The sequence below is a fragment of the Paramagnetospirillum caucaseum genome (assembly GCF_000342045.1).
GTDB lineage: Bacteria > Pseudomonadota > Alphaproteobacteria > Rhodospirillales > Magnetospirillaceae > Phaeospirillum > Phaeospirillum caucaseum.
In genome coordinates, this window is record NZ_AONQ01000023.1 from 1 (window position 1) to 15,832 (window position 15,832).

The following is a 15,832-nucleotide window of genomic DNA, read 5'->3' on the forward strand; positions in this document are numbered from 1 at the left end:
GTCACCCTGCGCCGGCGCTACGAGCGCCGCCTGATCGACATCCTCGACCAGGGCGAGGCGGCGGGACTGTTCCGCTGCGGCGATGCCCGCGTCGCCGCCTATGGCATCCTCAGCATGCTGACCGGCGTATGCACCTGGTTCCGGCCCCATGGCCGCCTGAGCAAGGAGCAGGTCATCGCCATCTATTCCGACCAGGTGCTGGGCGGATTGCTGGGCCCCCGTGAGCCTTGAGATCCTGATCCGCGGCGCCGGCGAGATCGCCTCGGCCGTCGCCCATCTCCTGGTGCGGGGCGGCTGCCGGGTGGCGCTGCAATCCTCGCGCCCGCCCATCGCCATCCGCCGGCGGATGGCCTTTTCCGACGCCTTCTTCGGCGGCGCGGCCGAACTGGAGGGCCTGCTGGCCCGCCGCCTCGACCATCCCGGCGCCGTCGCGCAATCCTGGGCCTGCGGCGAGATTCCCCTGCTGGCCATGGAGTTTCCCACCGCCCTGGCCGCCCGCCCCTGGGCGGTGCTGGTGGACGCCCGCATGAACAAGCAGCAGGCCCCGGAAAGCCAGCGGGGACTGGCCCCGCTGGTGGTCGGCATGGGGCCGGGCTGTACCGCCGGACTGAATGTCGACGTGGCGGTGGAAACCTCGTGGGATCAATTGGGCCGGGTGGTGCGCCGCGGCTCGACCCTGGAACTGGCCGGCGAGCCGCGGGCCGTGCTGGGCCAGGCCCGCTCGCGCTTCCGCTATGCCCCGGTGGCGGGAATTCTGCGGGCCGAGGCGGCCATCGGCCAGCGGGTCCGGGCCGGCGAGGTGGTGGCCCGCATCGGCGATACGGTGGTCGAGGCACCCTTCGACGGCATCGTGCGTGGCCTGACCCATGACGGGGTGCCGGTGGAGCAGGGCAACAAGATCGCCGAGATCGACCCCCGCCCCGGCGCGGTCAAGCTGGCCGGCATCGATGAACGCCCCCGCCGCATCGCCGAGGCGGTGGCGGCCATCGTCCTTCGCCCCGACGCTTGAGGGCGAGATGGATCACCAAATTCCATCATGGGATTTGGTTAGGCCCAAGGGGCCGCGCGCCTTTCGGCGCGGGAGCCAAGGGCGCACAGCGCCCGCCCGGTGCTTGAGGGCGGGAGAAATCAAGGAATCGCGTAGGTGGCGGTGACGTGGGCGACCAGGTCGTCGCTGCCCGCCGCGATCAGCTCCACCGCCCCCATGGCGAGGCGGCGGCCCAGCTTGAGCAGGCTGGCCTCGGCGATGATGTCGCAGCGCTCGGCCTTGCGCAGGAAGCTGATGTTGAGGTTGCTGGTCACCGCCATTTCCTGCTGGCCGATGGCCGACAGCACGGCGGCGTAGAGCGCCACGTCGGCCAGAGTCATCAGGGCCGGGCCGCAGACCACGTCCACCGGCCGGGTCAGGTGCGGCCCGAACGGCATGATCAGGCGGGCGGTGCCCTTGCCGATGCTCTCGGCCCGGATGGCCAGGTCGCGGGCCATGGGCAGCTTTTCCATCAGCAGGGCGTTGAACTGTTCGGCGGAGATGGCGGACATTGGGGCTCCCGGCTAAAGTGGTCGGACCAGTGTCCGGGATTTTCGCCGGCTATGGCAAGGGAGGTTTGGTATGTCCGAGGGCGAACCCATCCTGATGCGCCGCGACGAGGCGGGCGTCGCCACCCTGACCCTGAACCGTCCGGCGGCGCGCAACGCCCTGTCGGTGGCCCTGATGACCGAGCTGGAGGCGGCGCTTTCGGCCATTGCCGCCGATGCGTCCGTCAAGGTGGTGGTGCTGGCCGCCAACGGCCCGGCCTTCTGCGCCGGGCACGATCTCAAGGAGATGCGGGGGCTGGCCGGCCGCGAGGCGGTGGCGGCGGTATTCGCCCTGTGCTCGCGGGTGATGACGGCCATCGTGCGGCTGCCCCAGCCGGTGGTCGCCAAGGTCCATGCCATGGCGACGGCGGCCGGCTGCCAGCTGGTGGCCAGCTGCGATCTGGCCTATGCCTCGACCGGGGCGAAATTCGCCACGCCGGGGGTCAATATCGGATTGTTCTGCTCCACCCCCATGGTGGCGCTGTCCCGGGTGGTGGGGCGCAAGCAGGCCATGGAGATGCTGCTGTCCGGAGTGCCGGTCAACGCCGCGACGGCGGAGAGCTGGGGGCTGATCAACCACGCGGTGGACCCCGAGGTGCTGGACGGCGAGGTGGCGGCCATGGCGCGGCTGATCGCCGGCAAGTCCTCCCACACCGTCAAGGTGGGCAAGGAGGCGTTCTACCGCCAGCTGGAGATGGGCCTGGACGACGCCTATGCCCATGCCTCGCGGGTGATGACCGAGAACATGCTGGCCATGGATGCGGCGGAAGGTATCGACGCCTTCCTGGAAAAGCGCCCGCCGGTATGGCGGGGCTGCTGATGCCTTATGCCAGCGGTCGAAACATTCGACCGCTGGACGGCCACAAGGTGGCCGCGCCGCTTATGCGGCGGAAGCCAAGCGACCCGGAGGGCGCGCCCGGCGACTGAGGGCGCTGGAAAGGTGTCAACCTTTCCAGCCGTTGGTATTTTGCCAAATCCCGATGAGTTCCGGCTTGTCGGGATTTGGGCCTACCTGAACTCGAACAGGGTCTGGAAGGCGGCGCGGTCCAGGGCTTCGCGCACTGGGCCGGCGGCGCCCTTGATCACCACCTTGGTCCCGGCGGCGTTGGCGCTGTCATAGATGTGGACGAACAGGCTCATGCCGGTGGAATCGATGAAGGTCAGCTCGCCCAGGCGGATTTCCCACTGGGCCTTGCCGGCCTTGTCCAGTTCGGCCAGGACCTTGGGAAACATCGAGGCCTCGGCGAAGGTCAGCCGTCCCTTGATGTCGATTTCCGCCCCGCCGCCGACCGCCTTGATGATGTACTGCATGGCCCTCTGTCCTAGGATGCGCGGATTGAAGTGAGGAAGGTGTCGACCCGGTCGCGCAGCTTGGTGGCGCGCTCGGAGACGTCCTGCGCCGTCTGCAGCACTTCGGCCGAGGCGTGCTTGGTGTCGTCGGCCGCCTGATTGACGCCGGTGACGTTGGCGCTGATCTCGGTGGTGGCGCTGGCCACCTGCTGCACGTTGGCGGCGATCTCGCCGGTGGCGGCGTCCTGGCCGCGCACCGCCTCGGCGATGCCGGTGGCCACATTGTGCACCTGTTCGATCACCGTGGTGATGGAGGTGATGGCCGAGACGGCGTCGCCGGTGACCCGCTGGACGGTGGAAATCTGCCCGGCAATCTCCTCGGTGGCCTTGGCGGTCTGGTTGGCCAGATGCTTGACCTCGTTGGCGACCACGGCGAAGCCCTTGCCCGCCTCGCCGGCCCGCGCCGCCTCGATGGTGGCGTTCAAGGCCAGCAGGTTGGTCTGGGCCGCGATGTCGTTGATCAGCGCCACCACGGCGCCGATCTTGTCCACCGCCGAGGCCAGGCCGTCGATCAGCTGGGTGGTGCGCCGCGCCTCGGCCGAGGCCTCCTCGCTGATGCGCACCGAATCCTGGACCTTGAGGCTGATGTCCTCGCCCGAATGGGCCAACTGCTCGACGGAGCCGGCGGCGGTGCGCATGTTGACGGCGGTTTCCTCGATGCCGGCGGCGACGGCCGCCGCCTGGGCCGAGGCGTCCTCCGCCGTGGAGGACAGCGAGCGCGAGGTGGCTTCCAGTTCGGTGGCGGTGGAAGCCATGCCGGCCAGGGCGTCGGACACCTCCTCGTTGAACTCGCGCAGCAGGTTGTCGATCACCCGGGCGCGCTTGTCCTTGGTCCATTCGGCCTCGCGCCGCTCCTCGTCCAACTGGTCGGCGCGGATCAGGCCTTCCTTGAACACCTCGACGGCGCGGGCCATGGCGCCGATCTCGTCCTGGCGGTCCAGGCCGTTGATGGGCACGGTCTTGTCGCCCTCGGCCAGCTTGGTCATGTCGACGGTCATCTCGGCCAGCGGGCGGGTGATGCCGCGGGCGATGACCCAGATCAGGATGACGCCCAGCGACAGGACGGCGCCGGTGGTCGCCAGATAGGCGTACAGGGCGCTGAGCGTCGCGTCGTGGCCCTTTTCCGCCATGGTGACCAGGGCGGTGGAGGCCTGGTCCTCCACCTGCTTCAGCAGGTCGATCTTCTTGGTGATGGTGTCAAACCACACCGGCGCCTCGATGCCGCCCAGGTCGTTGGTGAAGGGGGCGTCCAGCGCCACGGCGCGCATGCGGTCCACCTCCTTGACCGCCGGGTCGGCCATGGCCTTCTCGAAGGCCTGGCGCAACTCGGGCTCGGCGTTCTTGGCGAAGGTATCGAAGAACACGTCCTGGCGGGCGATCAGCTGGGTGAAGCTGCGGTGCAGGGGTGGCTCGAACTTCTTGGCGCCGAAGCCGCCGCTGGCGGTGGCGCGCTCCTGCCCCGCCCGCTCCTTGCCCTGCAGCAACTGGACATAGGCGATGATCGCCTTGGTGACGCGGACGTCGCGGCTGACCACCGCCATTTCCTCGATCACCGCCAGTTGCCGGGCGATGGCGGCGGTGTAGTAGCCGGTGGCCTCGCCCAGGGGAATGGACAGGCCGGTGATGGCGGCGCGCTTGTCGGCCAGCCCCTTCATGGCGGAATCGGCGGCGTCCAGCTTGGTCTTGAATCCCGTGCCGTAATCGGTGGCGGGGAAGCGCCCGAGGGCCGCGTTCAGCGCCGCCAGCTTGTCGTCGGTCAGCTTGCGCTGCTCGGGCAGGCGGTCCTTGAACTTTTCGCCCTTGCTGCCGATGAAGCCGGCCGAGGTGCCGCGTTCCTTCTGCAGCTCATGGACCAGGGCGCTGATGGCCGGAGCGAGCCGGGCCAGTTCCTCTACCTGTTCCATCTCGTCGGCCTGCCGGTTCTTTTCGGACAGGGCCAGGCCGGAATAGACGACGACCGCCACCAGCGGAATGATCAGCGCCAGAGCAAGCCTGACCGCGATCTTGAGATTGTTCAGCATGGGAGCCTCATGGGCGTTCGAGCGTGGACTCGGGAACAGCCGTAAATATGCAATTGGACAATTGGGAGGCATGCCGAATTGGCGCCTCGCCCCTGTATGATATGGCGAAGGATTGTGACGGCCAATCCATAAATATCGGTTGAGGCTATTGGTTACAAAATGTCAGGAAAGGTAAGCAATGTTACCTATAATTAGATTGTGATCACCTAGTCGACAAGGATGTCGTGGACATATTCGAAAATCTCGCCGTTCTCGTCGAACCAGGTCAGCTTGATCTTGCCGCTGGCCGAGGCCACCGCGAAGAAGCTGGAGAACGGATTGGCCGATACCGCCTGGTGCCAGTCGGCGCTGATCACCGGCTCGCCGTTCCAGGTGCAGGTGAAGCGGGTGACGATGTGCCGGGGGATGGTCCGGCCGGCGGCATCCTTGCGCAGGCCGGTTTCCATGTCGTGGCTGAGCTGGGTCTTGATCTCGATGATCTCGCCCTTCTTCGCCTTGGGCGGGATGCGCACCTTGACGCGATCGGAATTGGCCATGTCCCTCAGCCTCCGCAGCCGCCGATGGTGACCGTGACCTCCTGGCGGGCGATCCACACCTCGCCGTCCGAGGTCACGGCGTAGGCCCGCACCGTCTGGGTCTTGGCCAGACGCATGCGGAAGCTGATCTCGGCCCGGCCCGAGCGGGGCGTCAGGTGCCAGGACGACACCACCGGATAGGGATTGCCTTCGGCCAGGACGTGGATGGCCTTGACGTGGTCGGCGGCGGTCATGGGAGAGTCCACCGACACGGTGATGGGCTCGGAAGCGCCGCTGGCCGCCACGTCGCGCATCTTCAGCCTGATCTTGCCGTCCTTGGCCTTGAACGGCCCCATCAGCGCGCGGGCCAGGGCGTCGGCCTCCTGCGCGGCGGCGGGCCGCGGCGCGGTCAAGCCCATCGTGGCGGCGGCGACCGTTCCTGCCAGCACGGCGCGGCGGTTCAGTTTCGCGGCTGTGTCCACGGACCTCTCCTCCCCGGAAATCTTTTTTCTTTCATGGTAGCGGAGGCGGGCAAGGGGGCGCAACCCATTATATAATGATATTATTATATTCAGCGCCGCAGCAGGGCGCGCAGGCCGGGAAGCAGGCCGCCCTCCTCCAGGCTGCGCAGGCCCAGGATGCCGCCCAGGATGATGGCGGCCAGGGCCAGGAACGAGGTGAGCGACAGGGTGGACAGGCCGCTCAGCCCCTGGCCGATGGTGCAGCCCATGGCCAGCACGCCGCCGGTGCCCATCAGGGCGCCGCCGGCCAGATGGCGGAGCATGTCGTCGGCATCGGCGAAGCCTTCCACCGCGAAGCTTCCCGACAGGCGGGCCGCCAGGAACGATCCGGCGATGACGCCGCCGACCGCGGCGATACCGAAATTGATGGTCGATCCGGTATAGGTCATCAGGTAGATCAGCCCGTCGCCCATGGGGGCGATGAACGAGAACGAGGCCAACGCCACCGGGTCGAATTCGTCGGCGCCCAGGATGCCGGTGACCGCCCAGCCGGCCGGGATGCACAGGCCGATCACCAATGCGCCGGCGATCTTGCCGCGGGCGGCGCGGAAATCGGCATCGCGCAGGCACCAGGCCAGGGCACCGCCGGCCAGGGCCAGCACGCACAGCAGGCGGGCGGCGGCCTCGGGCAGGCCGGTCCCGGCCAGCAGGGCGGGCAGGCCGGAATCGGCGGCGCCCAGCCGGGCGGGGGAGAGATTGGTGGCCTGCTCGAGGGCGATGCGCTCCATGGCCAGCAGGCCCTTCAGGGTCATGGTGGCGAACAGCCCCACCACCAGCATCACCACCAGCGACTTGAGATTGCCGCCGCCCAGCCGCACCAGGGTCTTGGCCCCGCAGCCGCCGGACAGGGTCATGCCGTAGCCGAACATCAGCCCGCCCAGGATGGCCCCGGCCCAGGGGATGGAGGGGCCGAGATAGATGGACTTGCCGAGGTTCACCAGCCCGGCGGCCTGCAGCGCCTGCGATCCCAGCAGGGCCACCGCCATGGCCAGCACCCAGGCGCGCAGCCGCCGCCGGTCGCCCATCAACACCATGTCGGACAGCGCGCCCATGGTGCAGAATTCGCTGGCCCGCGCCGCCCAGCCGAACACCACGCCCACAGCGAAGGTGGCGGAACCGACGATGGTGGTCAGCGGGATTTCGGACAAGGGGGCTCTCCGTTCAGCTCCGTCGAGGCTAGCACCGGGGAGCCGGCGGCATCAATGGACTGTGATGGGCCTTAATATTAGTGTAGCCTTATATCAATGACGGCGGCCCGGCCGCCGCAACGGATGAGAGGGAGGACGAGGGATGTCGAACACCGTTCTGGACGTGAAGGGCCTCAACTGCCCGCTGCCCATCCTGCGCGCCAAGAAGGCCATCAAGGACCTCACGGCCGGCGCGGTGCTGGAGGTGGTCGCCACCGATCCGGGCTCGGTCGCCGATTTCGACGCCTTCTGCCGCCAGACCGGCAACAAGCTGCTCAGCCAGCAGCAGGACGGCGGCGTCTATACGTTCAAGATCGAGAAGGGCGCCTGAGGCGCCGAAGCGGGCGGGACGCCCGCCCTATCGCACGATCCGCAGAAGCGAGCGCAGGCGGCCGACGCTTTCCTCGTCGATCAACCCGTCTACCTTCCAGGGGCGGAAATGGCGCTGGAAGGCGGCGAGCGCCGCCTTGGGGTCGTGGATGTCGTAGCCCACATGGGCGAGGCCGGCCAGCAGCACGTGCTCGGGCGGCAGTGCGGTCGGCTCGCCGCACGGCCACAGGCCGATGAGGTGGCGCTCGGCCAGTTCGGCCCAAGGGAACAACTCGCCCGGGTCCTGCTTGCGGGTCGGCGCCACGTCGGAATGGCCGACCACGTTGCGGGCGGGAATGGGATGGCGTTCCAGAATCTCCCGGCACAGGCGGATCAGCGCCTCGATCTGGGCGCCGGGAAAGGCGCGGTAGCCGAATTCGTGGCCGGGATTGACCAGTTCGATGCCGATGGAGCGGGAATTGACGTCGGCGGCACCGCGCCAGGACGAGGCGCCGGCGTGCCAGGCCCGCATTTCTTCGGGCACCAGGGCGAAGACGCTTCCGTCCTCCTCGACGACGTAATGGGCGCTGACCTTGGATTCCGCGTCGCATAGCCGGGCCAGGGCGGCCTCGCCGCTCTCCATGCCGGTATAGTGCAGCACCAGGGTGTCGATGACCGTGCCGGCGGGGCGCGGCTCGAAATTGGGCGAGGGGCGAAGGGCGATCGTCATGTTCCGGGTTCCGGTTCGTCGGGCCGATGGATGGCGCGGCCGGGCAGCAGTTCCACCACGGCGACGCCCAGCACGGTGAGCGCGCCGCCCACCAGCTTGTGCCAGGTCAGCGGCTCGCCCAGCAGCAGCACGCCGCCGGCCAGCCCCACCACCGGCCCCAGCAGGGTGAAGGGCACCACCCGGTTCATGGGATGGCGGGCGATGAGGCGATACCACAAAGTATAGGCGATCAGGGTCGAGCCGATAATGGTATAGGCCACGCCGGCCCAGCCCTTGAGGCCGGTGGCGGCCAGGGCCTCGGCATGGCCGCTTTCGGTGGCCAGGGACAGGCCGAGCAGCATGGGCGCCGCCAGCATGGCCATCCAGCCGTTGAGGGCCAGGGGATTGACCGGACCCAGGCGCTTGATCACCACGTTGGCCAGCGCCCAGGCGAAGCCCGAGGCCACCACCGCGACGAAGGGCGTCAGGCGGGGCAGGTGCGGCTCGCCGGCCAGCAGGGCGACGCCGGCGAAGGACACCATGAGCCCCAGGCTGCGCCAGACTCCCAACACCTCGCCGAAGAACGCCCAGGCCAGGATGGCCGAAAAGGGAATGGACAGTTCGATGACGATGGCGGCGGTGGCGGCGTCCATGCCGGCGACGCCGAAGAACATCAGGCCGAAATGACCGACTCCCAGCAGCAGGGCCAGCAGGGCGATGCCCGGCAACTGGGCGCGGGTCGGGCGGAAGAACGGCGCCAGGACACAGGCGGTGCAGGCGAAACGCAAGGTGGTCAGCATGAAGGGCGGCAGGGTGGCCAGCGCCGTCTTCACCGCCACGAAGTTGAGGCCCCAGATGGTCACCACCAGGGTGGCCGACGCCCATTCCAGGGGTGTGAGGCGGCTGGGGGCGGTCATGGTGATGCGGGCGGTGTCACTTCCCGCCCGCCTCTTCGCGCTTGGCCTCCAGTTCCAGCCAGCGCACCTCGGCATCGTCCAGTTCGGCCCTGGCCGTCTCGGCCCGCGAGGCCAGTTTCTGGAAGCGGGCGGCATCCTTGGCATAGAGGGTGGGGTCGGCGAGATCGACTTCCAGCCTGGCGATCTCATCGGTCAGTTTGTCGATGCGGCCGGGCAACTGGTCCAGTTCCCGCTGCTCGTTGTAGGACAGCTTGGTGCGGGCGGCTTGGGGCTTGGGTTGGGCCTGGGGCTTGGACGGCGGCTTGGGGGCGGCGTTGGCCGGCGTCACGGGACGCTGGCGCAGATAGTCGGAATAGCCGCCCACATACTCGGCCACCTCGGCATCACCCTCCACGGCGATGACGCTGGTCACCAGCCGGTCGAGGAAGTCGCGGTCGTGGCTGACCACCAGCAGGGTGCCGTCGTAATCGGCCAGCACCTCTTCCAGCAGGTCCAGGGTGTCCATGTCGAGATCGTTGGTGGGCTCGTCGAGGATCAGCAGGTTGGTGGGCTTGGCCAGCAGCTTGGCCAGCAGCAGGCGGTTGCGCTCACCGCCCGACAGCGCCCGCACCGGGGTGCGGGCCTGGGCCTCGGAGAACAGGAAGTCCTTCATGTAGCCGACCACGTGCTGGGGGCGGCCGCGTACCCAGACATTGTCGCCGCGCCCGTCGGTCAGGGTGTCCCAGACGCTCTTGTCGGGATCGAGCGCGGTGCGGCGCTGGTCGAAATAGGCGGTTTCCAGGTTGGTGCCCAGGCGCACCACGCCGCCGTCGGGGGCCAACTCGCCGGTCAGCATGCGCAGCAGGGTGGTCTTGCCGGCGCCGTTGGGGCCGATCAGCCCGACCCGGTCGCCGCGCAGGATGCGGGTGGAGAAGTCCTGGCAGATGCGCTTGTCGCCGAACGACTTGCTGACGTTCTCCGCCTCGATCACCAGGCGGCCGGAAAGGTCGCCCGAATCCGTGGCCAGATTGACCTGGCGGCCGGCGGCCAGCACCTGGGACTTGCGCTCGGCCCGCTCGGAACGCAGGCTCTGCAACGAACGCAGGCGGCCCATGTTGCGCTTGCGGCGCGCCGTGACGCCGCGGGCCAGCCAGTGCAGTTCCTGGCGCATGCGGGTGTCCATGCGGGCCAGTTCCGCCTCCTCGGCGGCGAAGACCTCGTCCTGCCAGGCGGGGAATTTGGCGAAGCCGAATTCGGCGCGCCGCACCACGCCCCGCTCCAGCCACAGGGTCTGCTTCGATACCGTTTCCAGGAAGCGGCGGTCGTGGCTGATCATCACCAGGGCGCCGCCATAGGCCGACAGCCACTCCTCCAGCCACAGGATGGTGGGCAGGTCCAGGTGGTTGGTGGGCTCGTCCAGCAGCAGGGCGTCGGGCTGGCCAACCAGGGCGCGGGCCAGGGCGGCGCGGCGGCCCTCGCCGCCCGACAGCGCCACCGGATCGCGCGAGCCGTCCATGCCCATGGCGTCCAGCACCGCCTCGACCCGGTAAAGCTGGTCGCGCTCGGCGGGGGGCAGGCCTTGCATCACGTAATCGGCGATGGTGGGGGCGAGGATGATGGGGTCCTGGGGCAGCACGGCGATGGAGGTGCCGGGCTGGACGAAGCGCTCGCCGGAATCGGGGGCGATTTCGCCGGCCAGCACCTTGAGCAGGGTCGACTTGCCCGAGCCGTTGCGGCCGACCAGACAGGTCTTGTCGCCCTTGGCGATCCAGGTGGTGACGCCTTCGAACAGCGGCGTGCCGCCGAAGGTCAGACGAACGTCGCGCAGCGCGAGGAGGGGAGGAGGAGCCATGCCCGATGGCTACACCCACGGAGCCGCGATGTCAAACCGGGGACGCGCCCCGGAACGGGAGCCAGCTCTGCGATGCCTCCGGCGTGCCGAGGCGGTGATAGCCTTCGCGGATCAGCGAGCCGACCAACTCGGTATCGTCCACCAGAAGATCGTGCATCAGCTCGAAATAGGCGTCGAGAAAGGCGGGCAGGCTTTCGAAGCCGGTGGGTAGATGTCCGGTCATCACCGTCTGGGCCTGCTTGATCAGGCGGGCATGGCCGCGGCAATGCTCGTCCACATGGTCGCCGAAGCGGTCGCGCGGCAGCTTGCGCAGCAATTGCTCCTCGTAGAAGCAATGGGCGACCAGCAGGCGGAAGAAGTCGCGGCAGAGCGGCAGGATGTCCTCGACGCTGGCGGCCCTTTCCGCCTCGGCCTCGATGCGGGCGGACAGTTCGAGCAGGCGCCGGTGCTCACGGTCGATCCGCTCGTGCCCCAACGCGAAGTGTTCGGACCAGGCCAGGGTACGCATGAAGCCCTCCTCGGTGTTCCGCGACGCTCCCCAACGCGCGGCCCATCCCTATGGTTTTCAGTGAAGCATTCCGCCGTCTCCCTGTCCGCCCACGCATTGAATCGTTCTGTAACCCTATCTTCCGCATAGGCATTTAGGCGGCGACCCGGGGCAAGGGATGGGGTAGCCTGTGGCTACCGGGTCATGGCTTTGAGGATAAGACGCGATGCCCTATGTCAGCCGCGATGCCCAGGGGCGGGTGGTCGGGCTTTTCGAGCATGCCGAGGAAACGGCGACGGAGAACCTGCCGGCCAGCCATCCCGACGTGCTGGACTTCCTGTTCCGCGATACCGGCGGCGAGCGCAATTCGGCCCGCTTCCTGGCCTCGGACCTGGCCTTCATCCGCGTGGTCGAGGATCTGGTGGCGGTGCTGGTGGAAAAGCGGGTGATCGCCTTCACCGACCTTCCCCCCGCCGCCCAGGACAAGTTGCTGGACCGCCGCTCCATGCGCTCCTACCTGTCGGGCGTGTCGGGGATGTTCTCCGCCGACGAGGAATCCAAGATCATCTGATCGTCTACAGCTGGACCTGGATGCCCAGTTCCACCACCCGTCCGGCCGGGATGCGGAAGAAGTCGGTGGCCGCCACGGCGTTGCGGCTCATGATGACGAACAGGCGTTCGCGCCATTCCGGCATCTCGGGATGGGTGGAGGGCACCAGCGTCTCGCGGCCCAGGAAGAACGAGGTGTCCATCATCTCGAATTCCAGGCCGAACGCCTTGCACAGGCGCAGCACCTTGGGAATGTCAGGCTCCTGGAAGAAGCCGTAGCGCACCGTGATGCGGTAGAAGCCCTCGGCCAGTCCCTCGACCACCAGCCGGTCGCGGGCCGGGACGCGGGGGATGTCCTCGGTGATCACCGTCAGGAACACCACCCGCTGGTGCAGCACCTTGTTGTGCTTCAGGTTGTGCAGCAGGGCGATAGGCACCGTGTCGGTGCCGCCGGTCATGAACACCGAGGTGCCGCGCACCCTGAGGATGTTGCTGGAATCCTTCTGCTGCTGCATGAACATGTCGAGCGGCATGGCGCCGTCGGCCAGCCGCCGCGCCAGGATTTCCCGGCCCTTGCGCCAGGTGGCCATCAGCAGCAGCATGCCGAAGCCCACCGCCAGCGGGAACCAGCCGCCATGGGTGACCTTCAGCAGGTTGGCGCCCAGGAAGCCCAGATCCACCGCCAGGAACACGGTGCCCAGCACGATGCACAGCCACAGCGGCCAGTTCCACGCGCGGCGGGCCACCACCAGCGCCAGGACGGTGGTGGCGGCCATGGTGCCGGTCACCGCGATGCCGTAGGCGGCGGCCAGATTGCTCGAACTCTTGAAGCCGACCACCAGGACGACGATGCCGAGCAGCAGGCCCCAATTGGCGCGCGGCACGTAAATCTGCCCCTCTTCCTCGTCGGACAGGTGGCGGATATCCAGGCGCGGCGAATAGCCCAGCTGCACCGCCTGGCGCGACAGGGAGAAGATGCCGGCGATCACCGCCTGCGACGCGATCACCGTGGCCAGGATGGACAGCAGCACCATGGGATAGAGCGCCCAGCCCGGCGCCAGCAGGTAGAAGGGATTCCTCGCCGCTTCCGGGCTTTCCAGGATCAGCGCCGCCTGGCCGAAATAGTTCAGCACCAAGGCGGGCAGCACCAGGGTGAACCACGCCGCCTGGATGGGCCGCTTGCCGAAGCGGCCCATGTCGGCATAGAGCGCCTCGCCGCCGGTCACCGCCAGCACCACCACGCCCAGGACCATGACGCTCAGCCAGCCGTGGGTCGCCAGGAAGACGGCACCGCGGACCGGGTCGAAGGCCGCCAGGATGGCCGGATGCTCCATGATCTGGGCCAGGCCCAGCAGGCCGATGATCAGGAACCACGCCACCATCACCGGGCCGAACAGGCGGTCCATCAGCTCTGTGTTGCGGTTCTGGATGGCGAACAGCGCCACCAGCACCACCAGGGTCAGGGGAACGACGAAGGGGGCGAAGGCCGGACTGCCCACCTCCAGTCCCTCCACCGCCGCCAGCACCGATATCGCCGGGGTGATCATGCCGTCGCCGATGAACAGGGCGGCGCCGAATAGGCCGAGCGCCACCAGCGGCCCGACCATCCCCCGGTCGCCGCCGGTGGCGCGCACCGCCAGGGCCAGCAGGGCGAGGACGCCGCCCTCTCCCCGGTTGTCGGCCCGCATGACGAACAGCAGGTATTTGAGGGTGACCACCAGGATGATGGCCCAGAACACCAGCGACGCGATGCCGATGACGTTTTCGGGGGAGGACGGAATGCCGTGATTGGGGTCAAAGCATTCCTTCAGCGTGTAGAGCGGGCTGGTGCCGATATCACCGAACACCACGCCGATGGCGGCCAGCGACAGGCCGCCCAGACGTTTGAAATCGGTTTTTTCGGAGGGCGCGGCTTCCATCGTCTAGATCTCGATCTGGCTGCCCAGCTCGACGACGCGATTGCTGGGGAGATGGAAGAAGTCCATGGCGCTGGTGGCCATGCGCGCCAGGGTGGCGAACAGGGTGTCGCGCAGCCCCTTGAGGCCCGGTTTCTCGGTGGGCAACAGGGTTTCGCGCGAGACGAAATAGGACACCGACATGGGTTCGTAGAAGAAGCCCAACTGGTCGGTGCGGGCATGGGCCAGCGCCTTGGGGATGTTGGGGCTCTCCATGAAGCCGTAGCGCAGGAACACCCTGTGGAAGTTGGGCGCCAGCAGACGGTTTTCCAGCCGCTGGTCCTCGGGCACGAAGGGTACTTCCTCCACCACCACGGTCAGCAGCACCACGCGCTCGTGGACGATCTTGTTGTGCTTCATGTTGTGCAGGAGGGCGATGGGCACGCCCTCGGAGGTGCCGGTCAGGAACACGGCGGTTCCCGGCACGCGCGGCACCCGGTCCGACAGCGAGGCGAGGAAATCCTCCACCGGCAGGGCGTCGGCCTTCAGGCGGGCCATCAGCCGCTTGCGGCCGTCCTTCCAGGTGATCAGCAGGGTGAAGATCAGGCCGCCGATCACCAGCGGGAACCAGCCGCCGTCGGGAATCTTGACCGAATTGGCCAGGAAGAACGCCAGATCCACCACCAGGAAGCCGCCGACCATGATCTTGACCTTGCGGGGATTCCACTTCCAGATCAGCAGCATCACCGTGCCGACCAGCAGGGCGTCGATGACCATGGTGCCGGTCACCGCCACGCCGTAGGCGGCGGCTAGGTTGCTCGACGTCTTGAAGCCCAGGACCAGGGCCATGACCATGACCATCAGCAGCCAGTTGACGAAGGGCAGGTAGATCTGGCCCATCTCCTCTTCCGAGGTGTGGATGATCTCCATGCGCGGCAGGAAGCCCAGCTGGATGGCCTGGCGGGTCACCGAGAAGGCGCCCGAGATCACCGCCTGCGAGGCGATCACCGTCGCCAGGGTGGCCAGGATCACCAGCGGCACGGCCATGGAGGCCGGGGCCATGTTGAAGAACGGGTTGGCGATGGCTTCGGGGTGGGCGATCAGCAGGGCGCCCTGGCCGAAATAGTTCAGGATCAGGGCCGGCAGCACCAGCAGGTACCAGGCCAGCCGGATGGGCAGGCGGCCGAAATGGCCCATGTCGGTGTAAAGCGCCTCGGCCCCCGTCACCGCCAGCACCACCGAGCCCAGCGCCAGGAAGGCGTGCCAGCCCTCGCGGAACAGGAACGAGATGGCGTAGTGGGGGGAAAGCGCCGCCAGCACGCTGGGCGCGTGCGCCATGTTGCGGATGCCCAGGATGGCCAGCGTCAGGAACCATACCAGCATGACCGGGCCGAACATCTTGCCCACCAGATCGGTGCCGTGGCTCTGGATGGCGAACAGGCTGAACAGGATGCCGAGCGTCAGGGGCACGATCCATTGCGACAGGTGGGGGGCGGCCACCTGGATACCCTCCATGGCCGACAGCACCGAGATGGCCGGGGTGATGATGGAATCGCCGTAGAACAGGGCGGCGGCGAAGATGCCGAGCGCGCTGACCATCAGGGACAGGCGGCGGTTCTTCTCGGCGGCGTGGCTGACCAGGGCCAGCAGGGCCAGCGAGCCGCCCTCGCCCCGGTTGTCGGCGCGCATGATGATGATGACGTACTTGAACGAGACGATGATGGTCACCGCCCAGAACACCAGGGACAGAACGCCCAGGATGTTGCCGCGATCCATGGCCAGGGCCGAGTGGCCGCCGAAGGTTTCCTTCATGGCATAGAGCGGGCTGGTGCCGATGTCGCCGAACACCACCCCGACGGCGGCGAGCATCAGACCGGCGACGTTGCGGGACTTTCCGTCTCCGCCGTGGGCCGTCATATCAGGTGTCCCCCTTAGACATTGGGCCACATGGCTACTGATATCGCGC

16 protein-coding genes and 1 pseudogene are annotated in these 15,832 nt (G+C 67.9%); 5 read left to right on the forward strand and 12 right to left on the reverse strand.

The window, feature by feature from the left end:
• Together H261_RS09965 and H261_RS09970 are read left to right on the forward strand one after the other, a co-directional pair.
• A pseudogene (locus H261_RS09965) lies at positions 1-231 on the forward strand (TetR/AcrR family transcriptional regulator C-terminal domain-containing protein); the annotation flags it as partial.
• Positions 221-1,009, forward strand: a complete 789-nt coding sequence (locus tag H261_RS09970) for a xanthine and CO dehydrogenase maturation factor (protein WP_008616971.1) — start codon at positions 221-223, stop codon at positions 1,007-1,009. The pseudogene H261_RS09965 and the gene H261_RS09970, both read left to right, overlap by 11 nt.
• A gap of 119 nt (positions 1,010-1,128) precedes the next feature.
• Here H261_RS09970 and H261_RS09975 read toward each other — a convergent pair whose 3' ends face one another.
• Positions 1,129-1,539, reverse strand: coding sequence for a PaaI family thioesterase (locus H261_RS09975; RefSeq protein WP_008616972.1), 411 nt, complete (start codon positions 1,537-1,539; stop codon positions 1,129-1,131).
• Positions 1,540-1,609: 70 nt separating this feature from the next.
• On the opposite strand from H261_RS09975, the gene H261_RS09980 reads away from it, so the two are divergent.
• Positions 1,610-2,395, forward strand: a complete 786-nt coding sequence (locus tag H261_RS09980) for an enoyl-CoA hydratase (protein ID WP_008616973.1) — start codon at positions 1,610-1,612, stop codon at positions 2,393-2,395.
• Between the two features lie 188 nt (positions 2,396-2,583).
• Here H261_RS09980 and H261_RS09985 read toward each other — a convergent pair whose 3' ends face one another.
• From H261_RS09985 to H261_RS10005, 5 genes are all read right to left on the reverse strand, one after another.
• Positions 2,584-2,886 carry an STAS domain-containing protein gene (locus H261_RS09985; RefSeq protein ID WP_008616974.1) on the reverse strand — a complete coding sequence of 101 codons (303 nt, stop codon included), beginning with the start codon at positions 2,884-2,886 and terminating at the stop codon, positions 2,584-2,586.
• Positions 2,887-2,897: 11 nt separating this feature from the next.
• The gene (locus tag H261_RS09990; RefSeq protein ID WP_008616975.1) at positions 2,898-4,946 is read right to left on the reverse strand and encodes a methyl-accepting chemotaxis protein; all 2,049 of its coding nucleotides are present in this window, start codon (positions 4,944-4,946) and stop codon (positions 2,898-2,900) included.
• A gap of 206 nt (positions 4,947-5,152) precedes the next feature.
• Entirely contained in the window at positions 5,153-5,482 is a 330-nt protein-coding gene (soxZ, locus tag H261_RS09995) for a thiosulfate oxidation carrier complex protein SoxZ (RefSeq protein WP_008616976.1), read from the reverse strand.
• Between the two features lie 5 nt (positions 5,483-5,487).
• Positions 5,488-5,943: a thiosulfate oxidation carrier protein SoxY gene (locus H261_RS10000; protein ID WP_040476169.1), complete on the reverse strand. Its 456-nt coding sequence runs from the start codon at positions 5,941-5,943 to the stop codon at positions 5,488-5,490.
• An 89-nt stretch (positions 5,944-6,032) separates the two neighbouring features.
• Positions 6,033-7,130 (reverse strand): YeeE/YedE family protein, encoded by a 1,098-nt coding sequence (locus H261_RS10005; RefSeq protein WP_008616978.1) that lies wholly within the window; start codon positions 7,128-7,130, stop codon positions 6,033-6,035.
• A 142-nt stretch (positions 7,131-7,272) separates the two neighbouring features.
• On the opposite strand from H261_RS10005, the gene H261_RS10010 reads away from it, so the two are divergent.
• Positions 7,273-7,500: a sulfurtransferase TusA family protein gene (locus tag H261_RS10010; protein WP_008616979.1), complete on the forward strand. Its 228-nt coding sequence runs from the start codon at positions 7,273-7,275 to the stop codon at positions 7,498-7,500.
• A 27-nt stretch (positions 7,501-7,527) separates the two neighbouring features.
• Here H261_RS10010 and H261_RS10015 read toward each other — a convergent pair whose 3' ends face one another.
• Genes H261_RS10015 through H261_RS10030 form a run of 4 tightly spaced genes read right to left on the reverse strand, consistent with a single transcriptional unit; the run spans position 7,528 to position 11,443 of the window.
• The gene (locus H261_RS10015; protein WP_008616980.1) at positions 7,528-8,208 is read right to left on the reverse strand and encodes an N-acetylmuramoyl-L-alanine amidase; all 681 of its coding nucleotides are present in this window, start codon (positions 8,206-8,208) and stop codon (positions 7,528-7,530) included.
• Entirely contained in the window at positions 8,205-9,104 is a 900-nt protein-coding gene (locus tag H261_RS10020) for a DMT family transporter (protein ID WP_008616981.1), read from the reverse strand. The genes H261_RS10015 and H261_RS10020 overlap by 4 nt, the downstream gene beginning before the upstream one ends.
• 16 nt (positions 9,105-9,120) lie before the next feature.
• Positions 9,121-10,935 carry an ABC-F family ATP-binding cassette domain-containing protein gene (locus tag H261_RS10025; protein WP_008616982.1) on the reverse strand — a complete coding sequence of 605 codons (1,815 nt, stop codon included), beginning with the start codon at positions 10,933-10,935 and terminating at the stop codon, positions 9,121-9,123.
• Positions 10,936-10,966: 31 nt separating this feature from the next.
• Complete coding sequence (locus tag H261_RS10030) at positions 10,967-11,443, reverse strand: hemerythrin domain-containing protein (RefSeq protein ID WP_008616984.1); 477 nt, start codon at positions 11,441-11,443, stop codon at positions 10,967-10,969.
• A gap of 205 nt (positions 11,444-11,648) precedes the next feature.
• Here H261_RS10030 and H261_RS10035 point away from each other — a divergent pair, with 205 nt between their 5' ends.
• Positions 11,649-11,993: a hypothetical protein gene (locus tag H261_RS10035; protein WP_008616986.1), complete on the forward strand. Its 345-nt coding sequence runs from the start codon at positions 11,649-11,651 to the stop codon at positions 11,991-11,993.
• A 4-nt stretch (positions 11,994-11,997) separates the two neighbouring features.
• Here H261_RS10035 and H261_RS10040 read toward each other — a convergent pair whose 3' ends face one another.
• Both H261_RS10040 and H261_RS10045 read right to left on the reverse strand, forming a co-directional pair.
• A complete protein-coding gene (locus H261_RS10040; RefSeq protein WP_008616987.1) occupies positions 11,998-13,890 on the reverse strand; it encodes a potassium transporter Kup in 1,893 nt (630 codons plus the stop codon).
• A gap of 3 nt (positions 13,891-13,893) precedes the next feature.
• Entirely contained in the window at positions 13,894-15,783 is a 1,890-nt protein-coding gene (locus H261_RS10045; protein ID WP_008616988.1) for a potassium transporter Kup, read from the reverse strand.
• Positions 15,784-15,832: the final 49 nt, after the last annotated feature.

Coding starts and splice junctions, on each gene's coding strand:
- H261_RS09975 (WP_008616972.1), bottom strand. CDS start 1,539: ATGTCCGCCATCTCCGCCGAACAGTTCAACGCCCTGCTGATGGAAAAG.
- H261_RS09980 (WP_008616973.1), top strand. CDS start 1,610: ATGTCCGAGGGCGAACCCATCCTGATGCGCCGCGACGAGGCGGGCGTC.
- H261_RS09985 (WP_008616974.1), bottom strand. CDS start 2,886: ATGCAGTACATCATCAAGGCGGTCGGCGGCGGGGCGGAAATCGACATC.
- H261_RS09990 (WP_008616975.1), bottom strand. CDS start 4,946: ATGCTGAACAATCTCAAGATCGCGGTCAGGCTTGCTCTGGCGCTGATC.
- soxZ (WP_008616976.1), bottom strand. CDS start 5,482: ATGGCCAATTCCGATCGCGTCAAGGTGCGCATCCCGCCCAAGGCGAAG.
- H261_RS10010 (WP_008616979.1), top strand. CDS start 7,273: ATGTCGAACACCGTTCTGGACGTGAAGGGCCTCAACTGCCCGCTGCCC.
- H261_RS10015 (WP_008616980.1), bottom strand. CDS start 8,208: ATGACGATCGCCCTTCGCCCCTCGCCCAATTTCGAGCCGCGCCCCGCC.
- H261_RS10020 (WP_008616981.1), bottom strand. CDS start 9,104: ATGACCGCCCCCAGCCGCCTCACACCCCTGGAATGGGCGTCGGCCACC.
- H261_RS10025 (WP_008616982.1), bottom strand. CDS start 10,935: ATGGCTCCTCCTCCCCTCCTCGCGCTGCGCGACGTTCGTCTGACCTTC.
- H261_RS10030 (WP_008616984.1), bottom strand. CDS start 11,443: ATGCGTACCCTGGCCTGGTCCGAACACTTCGCGTTGGGGCACGAGCGG.
- H261_RS10035 (WP_008616986.1), top strand. CDS start 11,649: ATGCCCTATGTCAGCCGCGATGCCCAGGGGCGGGTGGTCGGGCTTTTC.
- H261_RS10040 (WP_008616987.1), bottom strand. CDS start 13,890: ATGGAAGCCGCGCCCTCCGAAAAAACCGATTTCAAACGTCTGGGCGGC.
- H261_RS10045 (WP_008616988.1), bottom strand. CDS start 15,783: ATGACGGCCCACGGCGGAGACGGAAAGTCCCGCAACGTCGCCGGTCTG.